This window comes from Streptomyces sp. ID05-39B, assembly GCF_033794725.1.
Classification (GTDB): domain Bacteria; phylum Actinomycetota; class Actinomycetes; order Streptomycetales; family Streptomycetaceae; genus Streptomyces; species Streptomyces bobili.
Window position 1 is genome coordinate 14,496 of sequence record NZ_JARGEF010000093.1, and the last position, 13,703, is coordinate 28,198.

The window sequence follows — 13,703 nt, forward strand, 5'->3', positions numbered from 1 at the left end:
CCGCCCGCACACCGAGGAGCGCCTGTGACCGAGTGGGTCGGCCGTACCGCCGTGGAGATCGCCGCCGCCGTTCGCGAGAAGCGGGCGGAGCCACGTGCGGTGGTGGCGGAGCATCTGGCCCGGATCGCGCGGCTGGACGGCCGGATCGGGGCGTTCCGGATGGTACGGGCGCGGGCGGCGCTCGCGGAGGCCGACGAGGTGGCGGCCCGCGGCGACCGTGACCGGCTGCCCCTGGCCGGAGTCCCGGTGGCGGTCAAGGACAACCTCGCGGTGCGGGGCGAGTCGACCCGCGTCGGCTCGGCCGCGACCCCGGACGTCCCCGCGGGCGCGGACCATGTCACCGTGGCCCGGCTGCGCGCGGCCGGCGCGGTGGTGGTGGGCCTGACCAACGTGCCGGAACTGTGCGTCTTCGGCACCACGGAGGGCGTGCACGGCACCGCCCGCAATCCGTGGGACACCTCGCGCACGGCGGGCGGTTCGTCCGGCGGCAGCGCGGCGGCGGTGGCCGCCGCGATGGTGCCGGTCGCGCTCGGCAACGACGGCATGGGTTCACTGCGCATACCGGCGGCCAACTGCGGCCTGGTCACGGTCAAGCCGGGGCACGGTGTGGTCCCGGCGGGGATCGGCGACGGCGACTGGTTCGGGATGTCGGAGAACGGTCCGCTGGCGACGACGGTCGAGGACGCCCGCCTGATGCTGTCGGTCCTCGCGGACACCGAGGTCGCGGCGCCGCGGGAGTCCGGGGCGTTCAGGATCGCGGTCTCCGTGCGCAGCCCGCTGGCGGGGGTGACGGTGAGCGGGCCGTACGTGGCCGCGGCGCGCGAGGCTGCCTCGGCGCTGACGCGGGCCGGGTATCAGGTGCGGCGCGCCGATCCACCGTATCCGCTGTCGCTCGGCGTCACCTCGCTCGCCCACTGGACGGCCGGTACGGCGGTCGACGCAGGGTCGCTGGACGCGCGCCTGCTGACCCGCCGTACCCGTGTGCACGCGGCGCTGGGGCGGCGGTTCCTGACCGGGGTGCGCGGCGGCACGGCGCGCGAGGAGCTGCGCCGGCGCCTGGAGCCGTTCTTCGCGGAGTACGACGTGCTGCTCACGCCGGCGCTGGCGCGGCGCGCTCCGAGGTCGGCGCCGTGGCACGAGCGGGGCTGGCTGCGCAATGTGCTGGCGAACACCAACTACTCGCCGCTGACGCCGCCGTGGAACCTGACCGGCTGGCCGGCGATGGCGGTCCCGCTGGGCACGCTGCCGTCGGGTGCTCCGACCGCCGTGCAACTGGTGGGACCGCCCGGGTCGGAGGCCCTGCTGCTGCGGGTGGCCGAGCGGTTGGAGGAGCTGCGGCCCTGGCGGCGGACGGCGCCGCTCGACTGAGGAGCGGCCGGGGCCGGCGGGGGGCTGCTGTGGCGGTATCCCGTGTCGCATGGGCGTGCCGTTCGCACGCCCATGCGCTCGGCTTCAGTCGACGCTGGGCAGGATGTGGGGCTCGTTGAGGTCTTCCTCGTAGCCCGCCAGTCGGATGGGGGCGGAGCGTGCCCACACGTCGAGGCTGCCGATCTCCCCGGGCCGGCGGCCCGCACGCTCGGTGCGTTCCTTGGGGCGTTGTTCGCGATCCGTCTTCTCCGGTGTCACCGCGCACTCCTTATGTGTCGGTCACCCTCGGGGCGTGCCGGTCGGTCTGCGGATCCGGCGCCTGACGCTCCCTCGGGTCTGGCTCAAGGGCAGTTCTGACGCGGTGGCGCCGGCAAACTCCTCAAGGAGCAGGCCGCTGTGAACCGGCTGTCCCATGACGGACGGTGGGTGTGGGGTGGCACTCCGTCCTGCTGTCCGTCGGCTACAGAGTAACCAGATGAGCGGGATACCGCTCGATCGGGCTGAAAATTTGGGGTAACCATGGCAAGTCACCCACATGTCCCCGCAGGTGATTCAACGCGTTCATCCCGGTAAGCACCCTTTGACCTTCACTCGTACGGCCTACACGGGCGCACAGGCGTCGGCTCACCGTTGAGCAGTTCAGGTCCCGTTGGCCGGGCCGCAAGGTCGCCATGCTCTGCCGGCGTACCGCTACGGCGCTCCCGCGGGAGGACCGACGCATGGAGCCGCGCAGCGTCGAGGAGCCGACGGACCTGCCCCACACGGGGTGGGGGTGGGGAACACGCCGGCTGCCGGGCCGCACGAAGCGCGGGGAGCCGGTGGGCGCGGCGGCGACATGCGCAGGGCCGGTGCACCCGGGGTCGATGTGCACGAGCACGCGTTGCAGACCGCCGCGCTGCTGCGCCGCAGCCGCCCCGCGGAGAAGGAACTCCAGGTGACCGGCCTGGTGCACCCCATCGGCCGGCTGTTGGCTCCGGCCGACGTAACGGGCCGGGCGTGGCGCGCCGCCGAGGCCGTACGGGCGCTGCTCGGTGAGCGGGTGGCGCGGCTGCCGCGGCGGCACCCTGGCACGGGCCGGCCGCCGACGACGACCTGGCAAGGCTGCGGCAGGCCGACGAGGACGACCGGGTCGCCGGCTTCGACGCGGGGGGCTGGAGGGCTGGCGGACCGTGCTGGAACCGGTGGCAGGCCCGCAACTCACGGCCGAGAGCCGTCGACTGACGGCCCCTCACCCAGGCACTCCCGTTTCGATTCAACAGGGCTCGCGGGGTCTGGCCTGATCCGGACGAAGGACGCTAGGGCCCGGCGGGCCGCGTCACCACTTGCCGGGCGCGTAGTCCTTGAGGAAGACGCCGTACAGGTCCTCGCCCGACTCGCCGCGCACGATGGGGTCGTAGACGCGGGCCGCGCCGTCGACCAGGTCGAGCGGGGCGTGGAAGCCCTCCTCGGCCAGGCGGAGCTTGTCGTAGTGCGGGCGCTCGTCGGTGATCCAGCCCGTGTCGACCGAGGTCATGAGGATGCCGTCGGACTGGAACATCTCCTGGGCGCTGGTCCGCGTGACCATGTTCATCGCGGCCTTGGCGGCGTTGGTGTTCGGGTGTCCTGCGCCCTTGTAGCCGCGGCCGAAGACGCCTTCCATCGCCGAGACGTTCACCACGTAGGCACGCTTGGCCGAGGCCTTGCGCGCGGCCTCGGCCATGGCCGGGCGGAGCTTGCTGATCAGGATGAACGGCGCCGTGTAGTTGCACAGCTGGGTCTCCAGCAGCTCCACCGGGGAGATCTGCTCGATGGTCTGCACCCAGGTGTTGGTGTCGACGACGTCGGGGACCAGACCGCCGGCGTCGATGGCGGTGCCGTCCAGGTGCCGGGCGATGCTGGCGTTGCCGGCGACCAGGGCGAGGTCGGCGACCTGCTGCGCGTCCAGGCCGCTGGTGCCCAGCGGCAGCGCGGCGATGCCGTCGACCGCCCCGGAGTTGAAGGCGCCGATGACGTGGTGGGCCGGCAGTTCGCCGGCCGGCAGGGCGGCGCTCTCGCCGTCGACCAGGGCGGCGTAGGCGGAGGGCAGCCGGCGTACGGTCTGCGTCGCGTTGTTGATCAGGATGTCGAGCGGGCCCTGCGCGGCGACCTGGTCGGCCAGCGCCACGGCCTGGGCCGGGTCGCGCAGGTCGATGCCGACGACCTCCAGGCGGTGGATCCAGTCCGCCGCGTCGTCCATCGCCTTGAAGCGGCGGATCGCGTCCTTGGGGAACCGGGTGGTGATCGTCGTGTGGGCGCCGTCGCGCAGCAGCCGCAGTGCGATGTACATGCCGATCTTGGCGCGGCCGCCGGTGAGCAGCGCGCGCTTGCCGGTGAGGTCGGTGCGGGCGTCGCGGCGGGCGCGGTTCTCGGCGGCGCAGTCCTGGCAGAGCTGGTGGTAGAAGTAGTCGACCTCGACGTAGCGCGCCTTGCAGGTGTAGCAGGAGCGCGGGCGCTGGAGTATCCCCGCGATCCGCGCCTCCTCGGTGACGGAGGACGAGGGCAGGACGCCTTCGGTCTCGTCGTCGATGCGCTGGGCGGAGCCGGTCGCGGTGGCCTCCGTGACCGCCTTGTCGTGAGCGGTCTTGGCGGCCCGCCGCTCCTGGCGGCGGCGCTGCTTGACCGAGCGGTAGATGCCGGCGGTGGCCCGGCGTACGGCGATCGCGTCGGGGTGGTCGACGTCGATCTTGTCGAGTTCCTCCAGCACGGCGAGGCAGAGCGCCAGCCGCTCGGGGTCGATGCCGGGCCCGTACACGACCTCGCCCATGGTCGCCGAGCCGTCCTCTGTCACCGTCATCGCGCTGCCGTTTCCCTGCTGCCCCGTGCGGCGCTCCGACCGCGCTCGCTTTCGAACCGGGAATTCTACGGAGCGCCGGGGCACACCTCCAAACCCGCGCGGGTCAAGAGCCGCAGGCCGTGATGAGCGTCTCCACCTCCGCGGTCAGCGCCCGCGCGAACCGGTCGAGGTCGGGGACCGCCTCGGCGTCCGCGACGAGGCCGAAGTGGACCCGGCCGCGGTACGTCGAGACGGCCACCGCCAGGGACTGGCCGCGGGCCAGCGGGGCGTAGGGGAAGACCTCGGTGACCGGGTTCCCGGCGAGTTTCAGGCCGAAGCTCGGCAGGGGGACGCTGGTGACGAGGATGTCGAACCAGAGCCGGGCGGCCTGGCTGACCAGGGGGCCGCCGAGGCGGTGTCCGAGGGCGGGGACGTGGTCGGCGAGCAGGGCGACGGCGCCCGCTCCGCGGCCGGGTCCGGCGTCCTTGTTGCGGTTCATAGCGGTCCGGACCGCCGCGAGCCGGCCGAGCGGGTCGGGGTCGTCGACGGGAAGCCGCATCAGATACCCGGAGAGCCGGTTGCCCTGCGGGTGGGCGGTGCGCGGGCGGCGCTTGGAGACGGGGATGAGGGCGCGCGGGGTCACGCCCGCGCTGCCGTCACCGCGCTCGTCGAGCCAGGTGCGCAGGGCTCCGGCGACGACCGCGATCAGTACGTCGTTGACGGTGCCGCCGACCACCTTGCGCACCCGGTGCACGTCGTCGAGGTCGACGACGACGCCGGCGGTGCGGCGGGTACCGGTGGGCCCGGCGGTGAGGGCGCCGGTGGAACGCATGCCGAGGGTGTGGACGGCGACGGAGGCCCCGATGTCGAGGGCGCGGCCCACGTCGGACACGGCGCCGGACAGGGCACCGCGCAGCAGGCCGGGCAGTGCGCGCACGTCGGGGAACCCGCCGCGGGCCGGTTGCGCCGGGCGGGGCCGGGGCGCGGGCAGGTCCATGGGGTCCAGGACGGCGGCGGCGAGGGTCAGTGCGCGCAGGCCGTCGGCGAGGGCGTGGTGGAACTTGAACAGGACGGCGAAGCCGTCGCCCTCCTCGGCCGGCAGGACGTGCGCCTCCCACGGGGGCCGGCCGCGCTCCAGCGGGCGTTCCATGAGGTGCCCGGCCGCCGCCTGGTAGTCGGCGGTGGGCGGGTGCAGACGGACGTGGTGCAGCGGGTCGAAGTCCGGGTCGGGCTCACGCACCGCGCCGCCGAAGGAGAGCGGCCCGGTGAACGGCGCCCACACGTCGCGGATGCGCATGCGCAGGCCGGGGACGGCGGCCGCCCGGCCGGCGAGCAGGTCGGCGGCGTGGGCGGCGGCGGCCGGCGAGGGCGCGGCGAAGACACCCAGCGCGCCGAGATGCATCGGGTTCTCGGGGGACTCGATGTTCCAGAACGCCAGGTCGAGGGGTGCGAGCGGATCAGCAGTCACGGGCTTGCCTCGCGTCGACGGAGAGTGAGCCAGTAGTCAACCCCCTCCGCACGATTACGGTCAAGTACGATCAGGCTACGCACAGTTAACAACGGATTAAGTATCGACCGAAAAGAGTATTCCGCTTGAAAGCGGTATCGACCGGGACACTCCACTCACCCGTCCGTTCCGCTCACCCCGCCCGTTCCGCTCACTCCGCTCACTCCGCTCACTCCGCTCACGAGACTCGCTGCCCCTTGCCCAGGGCGATGACGCCCGCCTTCGACACCGAGTACAGCTCCGCGTCCCGCTCCGGGTTCACGCCGATCGTCGCACCCGGCGGCACCTCGACGTTCTTGTCCAGGATCGCCCCGCGCACCACCGCACCCCGCCCGATGTGGACGTTGTCGTGCAGGATCGAGCCCTGCACGACCGCCCCCGGATCGACCAGGACACCCGGCGACAGCACCGACCGGGTGACCTGGCCCCGGATGAGACAGCCCGCGCTGATGATCGACTCACTGGTGATACCGCCCGCGTTGAAACGGGCCGGGGAGAGCTGGCCCGAGTGGGTGTAGACGGGCCAGCTCCGGTTGTACAGGTTGAAGGCGGGCCGCTCGGCGATCAGGTCCATGTGGGCGTCGTAGTACGCGTCGAGCGTGCCCACATCCCGCCAGTAGCCCTGGTCCCGGGTGGTCTCGCCGGGCACGTGGTTCTCGCTGAAGTCGTACAGCTGGGCCTCACCGCGGTCGGTGAGCTGGGGCAGGATCGAGCCGCCCATGTCGTGCACGGACCGCTCGTCCTCGGCGTCGCGCTGGAGCGCCTCGATGAGGGCCTTGGTGGTGAAGATGTAGTTGCCCATGGAGGCGAACACGCACTCCGGGTCGTCCGCGAGGCCCGGCGGCTCGGCCGGCTTCTCCAGGAACCGCTCCACCGTCTGCCCGTCCGATCCCGGCGTGATCACACCGAAGGACGCGGACTCGCCGCGCGGCACCCGGATGCCGGCCACCGTCACGCCCGCGCCGCTGTCGATGTGCTGGGCGAGCATCTGGCGCGGGTCCATGCGGTACACGTGGTCGGCGCCGAACACCGCCACGTACTCGGGCCGCTCGTCGTAGATGAGGTTGAGCGACTGGAGGATGGCGTCGGCGCTGCCCAGGTACCAGCGCGGGCCGAGGCGCTGCTGGGCCGGGACCGGGGTGACGTAGTTGCCGAGCAGGCTCGACATCCGCCAGGTCGTGGTGATGTGCCGGTCCAGCGAGTGCGACTTGTACTGCGTCAGGACGCAGATGCGCAGGATGTCGGCGTTGACGAGGTTGGACAGCACGAAGTCGACGAGACGGTACGTCCCGCCGAAGGTGACCGCGGGCTTGGCGCGGTCCGCGGTGAGGGGCATCAGGCGTTTGCCCTCGCCACCCGCCAGCACGATTCCGAGGACCGAAGGTCCACCACGACGCATGGCCGCTCCCCTCACCCAGATCTGTGATCCATTGCTGCCCCCGCCGGGGGCGCACTACGCCTGTTTGAGGGTGTCCTCGTACAGTCGGACGGTTCGCCGGGCGACCGCGTCCCAGCCGAACTCCTCCACCGCGCGCACCCGGCCGGCCTCGCCCATGCGGCGCGCGGTACCAGGATCGCCCAGCACCGTGTCGAGGGCGCGTGCGAGACCGGCCTCGAAGGCGCGGGCCCCCTCGTCGCCCTCTTCCACGGGGACCAGCAGACCGGTCGCGCCGTCCTCGACGACCTCCGGGATACCACCGACCCGGGAGGCCACGACGGGCGTGCCGCAGGCCATCGCCTCCAGATTGACGATGCCGAGGGGCTCGTACACCGAGGGGCAGGCGAAGACGGCCGCGTGGGTGAGGAGCTGGATGACCTCCGGACGCGGAAGCATCCGGGGGATCCAGTGCACGCCGTCCCGGGCCCGGCTCAGCTCCGCGAACAGCTCACGGAACTCGCGGTCGATCTCGGGGGTGTCGGGCGCGCCCGCGCACAGCACGACCTGAGCCGCCGGATCGATGTCCCGGACGGCGCGCAGCAGGTGCGGGACGCCCTTCTGGCGGGTGATGCGGCCGACGAACAGCACGTACGGACGGGCCGGGTCGACGCCGATCCGGTTGAGGACGTCGGTGCGGTGGTCGGGCCGGTACAGGGCGGTGTCGATGCCGTTGTGCACGACGTGGACCCGGTCGGCGGCCAGCTTCGGATAGCAGGCGAGGATGTCCTCACGCATCGCGCCGGACACGGCGATCACCGCGTCGGCGGCCTCCACGGCGGTCCGCTCGGTCCAGCTGGACAGGCGGTACCCGCCGCCGAGCTGCTCGGCCTTCCACGGGCGCAGGGGCTCCAGCGAGTGGGCGGTCACCACGTGCGGGACGCCGTACAGCTCCTTGGCGAGATGACCGGCGAGGTTGGCGTACCAGGTGTGGGAGTGGACCAGTTCGCGTCCCTCCAGCGCGGCGGCCATGGCCAGGTCCACGGAGAACGTGCGCAGCGCGTCGTTGGCGCCGTCCAGGGCGGACCAGGAGCGGTGGCGCCGGACGCCCTCCGCGCGGCCCTCGCCCCAGCAGTGCACGTCCAGATCGACCAGCTCGCGCAACTCACGGGCCAGGAACTCGACGTGGACGCCCGCCCCGCCGTACACGTCCGGGGGGTACTCCCGGGTCAGCAGTCCCACTCGCACCCGGCAACCCCCTGGGTTCGTACGTGAAGGCCGGTCCCCTTCATGGTCACCCAGACGGGCCGCGTGGGGAAGAGCGCGGGGGTCGTACGAAGCAACAGTCACCGCAGACCCCGCCGCCGGGCACCCGGTAGTAGAGGCAGCAACTGCGGCGGCGGAAGGCCGTGCCGGTGAGGGTTCCGGTGCCGGCGAGGAGGGGGTGGGCGAGGAGTTGGGCGGTCAGGACACGGGAGCGGGCCGCGGCGTCGGGGCGGTCGTGAGCACGCGCCCACGCGTCGAGCTGACGGGCGGCGCCGGCCAGGGCCGAGGCCGCGTTGCCGCGCAGCAGACCGGGGGCGAGGCGGTGGCGGGCGCTCAGGGCCGCCGCCAGCGGTTCCAGGTGGCCGTGCAGGACGGTGGCCGCCAGGGTCTCCGCGTCCGCCGGGCCGCAGGCGCGGACCTCCGTGAGCCACAGGTCGTCCGGGGCGCTGCCCTCGGGGTCCCAGCGCAGCAGCCCGGGCCCCAGGTCGGGTTGGCGGTCGTAGAGGACGGCGCAGCCCAGGGCGACCGACCACAGCCTGGCCGCGAGGCCCTGCTGGGCCACGGAGGCGGCGACGCGCGGCTCAGGGGCGCGCAGGGCGCGCAGGACCTTGGCGATCCGGAGTCCCAGCGGGTCGCTGTGCGCGGCGGCCGGCGCGGCGGCGTAGGCGCGGGCGAGCGTCGGCAGGGGCCGGGCCGGTTCCCGTCCACCGCCGGTGGGCGCTGTCGTGCTCAGGGCGAAGAAGCCGCCGAGGGGGCGCAGGGCCGCCAGTTGGGGGTCGAGGTCCACGAAGTGCAGTAATACCAAGGCGGGTAGGGGTCGTGCTCAGGGGGATCCCCGGCTCATCACCCACCCTGGGGAGGACGGGGGGCGCTTCGTACTCCATCGGTAGTAGGACCCATTGGGTGCTCAGGGACGACGACGGGAACAGATCCACAAGGCATCGTGTTGGGTATGAGAGCCGACCGTTCGCCGCGCCGGGCCCCGGGGCCCCGCCTCACGCAGAGGAGCAGCTCATGAGCGCCCTCGCGTTGTCCGTGGTCCTGTCGCTCGTCTCCGCCGTGGCGTACGCGGCCGGGGCGATCGTGCAGGAACAGGTCGCGGTGTCCTCCCCCGACGAGCACTACGCCCCGCTGCGGCGGCCCGGCTGGTGGGCGGCGGTCGGACTGAACGGACTCGGCGGCCTGCTGCACGTCGTGGCGCTCGCCTACGGTCCTCTGAGCCTGGTCCAGCCGCTGGGCGCGCTGACCATCGTGTTCGCACTGCCGATGGCGGCGATGTTCGTGAGCCGCAGGGCCGGGGCGACGGCCTGGCGGGGTGCCATCATGGCGACCATCGGTCTGGCCGGTCTGCTCTCCCTGGTCGGCGCGGCCGACGCGCAGTCGCTGAGCACCCCGCAGCGGGTGGGCGCGGCCGCGGTCACCGGCGGCGCGGTGGTGGCGCTGATGGTCGCCGGCCGGGCCGCGCACCGGCACCCGGCGGTGCGCAGCATGCTGCTGGCGACCGGCTCCGGTATAGCGTTCGGCATGTCGTCGGTGTTCACCAAGACCGTCGCGGTCGACTGGACCGGCGGTGTCTCGGCGGCCGACGTGCCCTCCCTCGCGGTGATCGGCGTCCTGGCCACGGCCGGAATGCTGCTGTCGCAGGCCTCCTACCGCGGCGCGGGCCTCGCGGCCCCGCTGGCCACGCTGACCGTGGTGAACCCCGTGGTCGCGGCCGCCGTCGGCATCACGATGTTCGGCGAGACCTTCCGCTACGGCACCACGGGCACCGCGCTCGCCCTGAGCTGCGGGGTGGTGGCGGCCGGTGGCCTGATCCTGCTGACGACCGAGCGGCTGGCGAGCGCCCAGCCGGAGACGACCGGCGCGCGGCCCGAGGAGACGCGTACGGTCCCCACCGGCGTCGCGGCGCCCGTGGCCGACCTCGTCGCCGTGTTTCCGGAGCCTGCGGGCGACCCCTTCGCGCAGCGGCTGTTCATCGCCTCCCCTGACCGGCCCGTCGGACCGGCGGCCGTGGAAGCCGCCCCGGCGGTGACCGCGACCGTGCCGGAGGAGATGCCGGTGCCCGCCCCGGCGGCGCGCAAGGAGGAGGCGCGGGAGCCGCTGATGCCGGCCCCCGCGCCCGCCCCGCCGCCGCTGTACGGGCCGTTCCACGGCGGGCCGTACATCCCGATGCCGGCGGTCGACCGGCGCCGGGTCCGCATCAGATCCTGACGCCGCCGGCCCGCAGATAGGCCAGAGGGTCGATGTCCGAGCCGAACCCGGGCCCCGTCCGCACCTCGAAGTGCAGATGCGGGCCCGTGCTGTTGCCGGTGGACCCCGAGCGGCCGATGCGCTGGCCGGCGCCCACGGCCTGGCCGTCCCGCACGGAGATCGCGGACAGGTGCGCGTACTGCGAGTAGCGGCCGTCGGAGTGCCGCACGACCACCTCGTAGCCGAAGGAACCGCCCCAGCCCGCGCTGACCACCGTGCCCGGGGCGACGGACTTCACGGACGTGCCGGTGGGCACGGGGAAGTCGACGCCGGTGTGGTAGCCCTTCGACCAGGAGGAACCCGTCGCGTGGTACGGCGTGCCGAGACCGGCGTCGACCGGGGCGGCGAAGGAACGGCCGGCGGACTTCTTCTCCGAAGCCTTCTTCTCCGACGGGTTGTTCTGGGTGGCCTTCTTCTCGGTCGTCTTCTTCTCGGTCGTCTTCTTCTGCGCGGGTTCCTTGCGCTCCGTGGTCGTGCCCGGGGTTCTGGTGGCCGGGGCCTTGGCGGCGGCCTGGCCGCGCAGGTTCAGCCGCTGGCCGGGCACGATGAGGTCGGGGTCGGTCCCGATCGTCGTCCGGTTCGCCGTGTACAGCCGCTGCCAGCCGCCCCGTACGTCCTTCTCGTCGGCGATGCCGGAGAGGGTGTCGCCCCGCACGACCGTGTACATCTCGGCGGTGCCGGCCCGCGACTGGGGCGTGCTCTGCGGCTGGACGTCCTTGAGGGTGGTGGCCGGCTTGGTGCCGGCGGACTTCGCGGACGTGGCGGCCGGTTCGATGTCGGGGGCGTCGCCGCCGGCGGTCAGTCCCGCCCGCACCGAGCAGGCGGGCCAGGCACCCGGCCCCTGACCGTCCAGCACCTTCTCCGCGACGGCGATCTGCTGGTCCTTGGTGGCCAGATCAGCGCGCGGCGCGTAGCGGGTGCCCCCGTACTCCTCCCAGGTGGACTGGGTGAACTGGAGGCCGCCGTAGTAGCCGTTGCCGGTGTTGATGTTCCAGTCGTTGGTCGACTCGCATGCGGCGACCTTGTCCCAGGTGTCCACGTCCGCCGCCTGGGCGGCTCCGGCGCCGATGAGCGGGATCGCCATGCCGGCGCCGCCCGCCGTCACGGTGAGCGAGGCCCGGTTGATCCTGTTCGGCTGATACCGGCGGTGCCGGCCGCGTACGGCCATGGAGATCCCCCTCGACATGCGTCAGGAGGGGCAAAAGTACGGTCCGCTCACTGGCCGTGACAAGGCGAGTATCAGCCGCACTGGCTCAACTCGGCCGGACGACGGGTCTGTTGCGTGACACCTGAGTCGGGCGGGGCCCTGTGTCCGTATCCGGGTGGGCGACTTCGCGTGTCCAGCGCGTGCGGTGGGCGGGGCGACGGAGCAGGATGTGCACGGGACGGGACCGGCGCCGGCGCGCAGGCGTCACGCACGGATCACCGGGCCGACAGCTACGGATTCTTGAGGAGCCAACCGGATGACAAACTCAGCCCAGATCGGCGTCACGGGACTCGCGGTCATGGGCCGCAACCTCGCCCGCAACTTCGCCCGCAACGGCTATACGGTCGCGCTGCACAACCGGACGGCGGCGCGCACGCACGCCCTCGTGGAGGAGTTCGGCGGCGAGGGCGAGTTCATCGCGGCCGAGACCGCCAAGGAGTTCGTGGCGGCGCTGGAGCGCCCCCGCCGCCTGGTCGTCATGGTCAAGGCCGGCGAGCCGACCGACGCGGTGATCCAGGAGTTCGCGCCGCTGCTGGAGCCCGGCGACATGATCATCGACGGTGGCAACGCGCACTTCGCGGACACCCGGCGCCGCGAACGCGAGCTGCGGGAGCGCGGCATCCACTTCGTCGGCACGGGCATCTCCGGCGGCGAGGAGGGTGCGCTGCTCGGCCCGAGCATCATGCCGGGCGGCTCCCCTCAGTCGTACGAGTCGCTGGGCCCCATGCTGGAGAAGATCTCCGCGAAGGCGGCCGACGGGGCGCCCTGTGTGACGCACGTCGGCGCGGACGGGGCCGGGCACTTCGTGAAGATGGTGCACAACGGCATCGAGTACGCCGACATGCAGCTGATCGGCGAGGCGTACCAGTTGCTGCGCGATGTCGGAGGATACTCCCCGGCCGAGATCGCCGACATCTTCCGCACCTGGAACACCGGCCGGCTGGACTCGTACCTGATCGAGATCACGGCCGAGGTGCTCTCGCACGTGGACGCGGCGACGGGCGGGCCGTTCGTGGACGTGGTCGTGGACCAGGCCGAGCAGAAGGGCACCGGACGCTGGACGGTGCAGATCGCACTGGACCTCGGGGTGCCGGTGTCGGGCATCGCGGAGGCCGTCTTCGCCCGGTCGCTGTCCGGCCACGCGGCGCTGCGGAAGGCCTCGCTCGGCCTGTCCGGGCCGAAGCCGGCCGCGCTGGGCCGGGCGGAGGCGCAGGCCTTCGCGGACCGGGTGGAGCAGGCGCTGTACGCCTCGAAGATCGTGTCGTACACGCAGGGCTTCCACGAGATCGCCGCGGGCGGCGCCGAGTACGGCTGGGACATCGACCTCGGCGCCGTCTCGGCGATCTGGCGGGGCGGCTGCATCATCCGGGCGGCCTTCCTCGACCGGATCCGCGCGGCCTACGACGCCCGCCCCGACCTGCCGAGCCTGCTGTCCGACGAGACGTTCGCCGCCGAGATCGGGGCGGCGCAGGACGCGTGGCGCGAGGTGCTGGTCGCCGCGACCCTCCAGGGCGTGGCCACGCCGGGGTTCGCGGCGGCGCTCGCCTACTACGACGCGCTGCGCGCCGAGCGGCTGCCCGCGGCGCTGACGCAGGGACAGCGGGACTTCTTCGGGGCCCACACCTACCGGCGGGTGGACCGGGACGGATCGTTCCACACGCTGTGGGGCGGGGACCGGTCGGAGGTCTCGGCGTAGGTCTCGACGCAGCGGTGTGAGTGCTCGGTGCGGCGGGCGGCCCCCTGCCGGAGGTGTCCGGTGCGGCGGACGGCCCCCCTGCCGGGAGGTGTTCGGTGCGGTGGGCGGTGCCCTGCTGGGTGCCGCCCACCGCCGCGTGCGCCCGCGGGTCAGCTCAGGGGTGGGCCCGGCTCCGGGTTCGGGACCGGTTCGGGTCCCGGCGGGATCGGGGACGGGTCCGGGCTCGGGGACGGTGGGCCCGGA

The 13,703-nt window shown here is 73.2% G+C and carries 10 protein-coding genes and 1 pseudogene; 4 read left to right on the forward strand and 7 right to left on the reverse strand.

Annotation, left to right across the window (positions count from 1 at the left end; genetic code table 11):
* Positions 1 to 24 precede the first annotated feature (24 nt).
* Entirely contained in the window at positions 25 to 1,368 is a 1,344-nt protein-coding gene (locus tag P1P75_RS20890) for an amidase family protein (RefSeq protein WP_319257550.1), read from the forward strand.
* A gap of 84 nt (positions 1,369 to 1,452) precedes the next feature.
* Here P1P75_RS20890 and P1P75_RS20895 read toward each other — a convergent pair whose 3' ends face one another.
* A complete protein-coding gene (locus P1P75_RS20895; RefSeq protein WP_107430199.1) occupies positions 1,453 to 1,626 on the reverse strand; it encodes a hypothetical protein in 174 nt (57 codons plus the stop codon).
* A 577-nt stretch (positions 1,627 to 2,203) separates the two neighbouring features.
* On the opposite strand from P1P75_RS20895, the pseudogene P1P75_RS20900 reads away from it, so the two are divergent.
* Positions 2,204 to 2,589 (forward strand): annotated as a pseudogene (locus P1P75_RS20900) (hypothetical protein).
* A gap of 94 nt (positions 2,590 to 2,683) precedes the next feature.
* Here P1P75_RS20900 and P1P75_RS20905 read toward each other — a convergent pair.
* The 5 genes from P1P75_RS20905 to P1P75_RS20925 form a co-directional block, all read right to left on the reverse strand.
* Positions 2,684 to 4,180: an SDR family NAD(P)-dependent oxidoreductase gene (locus tag P1P75_RS20905; protein ID WP_319257552.1), complete on the reverse strand. Its 1,497-nt coding sequence runs from the start codon at positions 4,178 to 4,180 to the stop codon at positions 2,684 to 2,686.
* Between the two features lie 103 nt (positions 4,181 to 4,283).
* The gene (locus tag P1P75_RS20910; protein WP_319257554.1) at positions 4,284 to 5,627 is read right to left on the reverse strand and encodes a wax ester/triacylglycerol synthase family O-acyltransferase; all 1,344 of its coding nucleotides are present in this window, start codon (positions 5,625 to 5,627) and stop codon (positions 4,284 to 4,286) included.
* A gap of 217 nt (positions 5,628 to 5,844) precedes the next feature.
* On the reverse strand, positions 5,845 to 7,065 hold the full coding sequence (glgC, locus tag P1P75_RS20915) for a glucose-1-phosphate adenylyltransferase (protein WP_319257556.1): 1,221 nt from the start codon (positions 7,063 to 7,065) through the stop codon (positions 5,845 to 5,847).
* 54 nt (positions 7,066 to 7,119) lie between these two features.
* On the reverse strand, positions 7,120 to 8,289 hold the full coding sequence (gene glgA / locus P1P75_RS20920; RefSeq protein WP_319257558.1) for a glycogen synthase: 1,170 nt from the start codon (positions 8,287 to 8,289) through the stop codon (positions 7,120 to 7,122).
* Between the two features lie 46 nt (positions 8,290 to 8,335).
* Positions 8,336 to 9,094: a (2Fe-2S)-binding protein gene (locus tag P1P75_RS20925; protein WP_319257560.1), complete on the reverse strand. Its 759-nt coding sequence runs from the start codon at positions 9,092 to 9,094 to the stop codon at positions 8,336 to 8,338.
* Positions 9,095 to 9,321: 227 nt separating this feature from the next.
* Between P1P75_RS20925 and P1P75_RS20930 the strand changes: the two genes are divergently transcribed.
* The gene (locus P1P75_RS20930) at positions 9,322 to 10,518 is read left to right on the forward strand and encodes a DMT family transporter (protein ID WP_319257562.1); all 1,197 of its coding nucleotides are present in this window, start codon (positions 9,322 to 9,324) and stop codon (positions 10,516 to 10,518) included.
* Here the strand turns inward: P1P75_RS20930 and P1P75_RS20935 are convergent.
* Entirely contained in the window at positions 10,508 to 11,725 is a 1,218-nt protein-coding gene (locus P1P75_RS20935) for a transglycosylase family protein (RefSeq protein WP_319257564.1), read from the reverse strand. The two genes, P1P75_RS20930 and P1P75_RS20935, sit on opposite strands and share 11 nt — an antisense overlap.
* A 295-nt stretch (positions 11,726 to 12,020) precedes the next feature.
* On the opposite strand from P1P75_RS20935, the gene gndA reads away from it, so the two are divergent.
* The gene (gene gndA / locus P1P75_RS20940; protein ID WP_319257566.1) at positions 12,021 to 13,460 is read left to right on the forward strand and encodes an NADP-dependent phosphogluconate dehydrogenase; all 1,440 of its coding nucleotides are present in this window, start codon (positions 12,021 to 12,023) and stop codon (positions 13,458 to 13,460) included.
* The last annotated feature ends 243 nt before the right edge of the window (positions 13,461 to 13,703 follow it).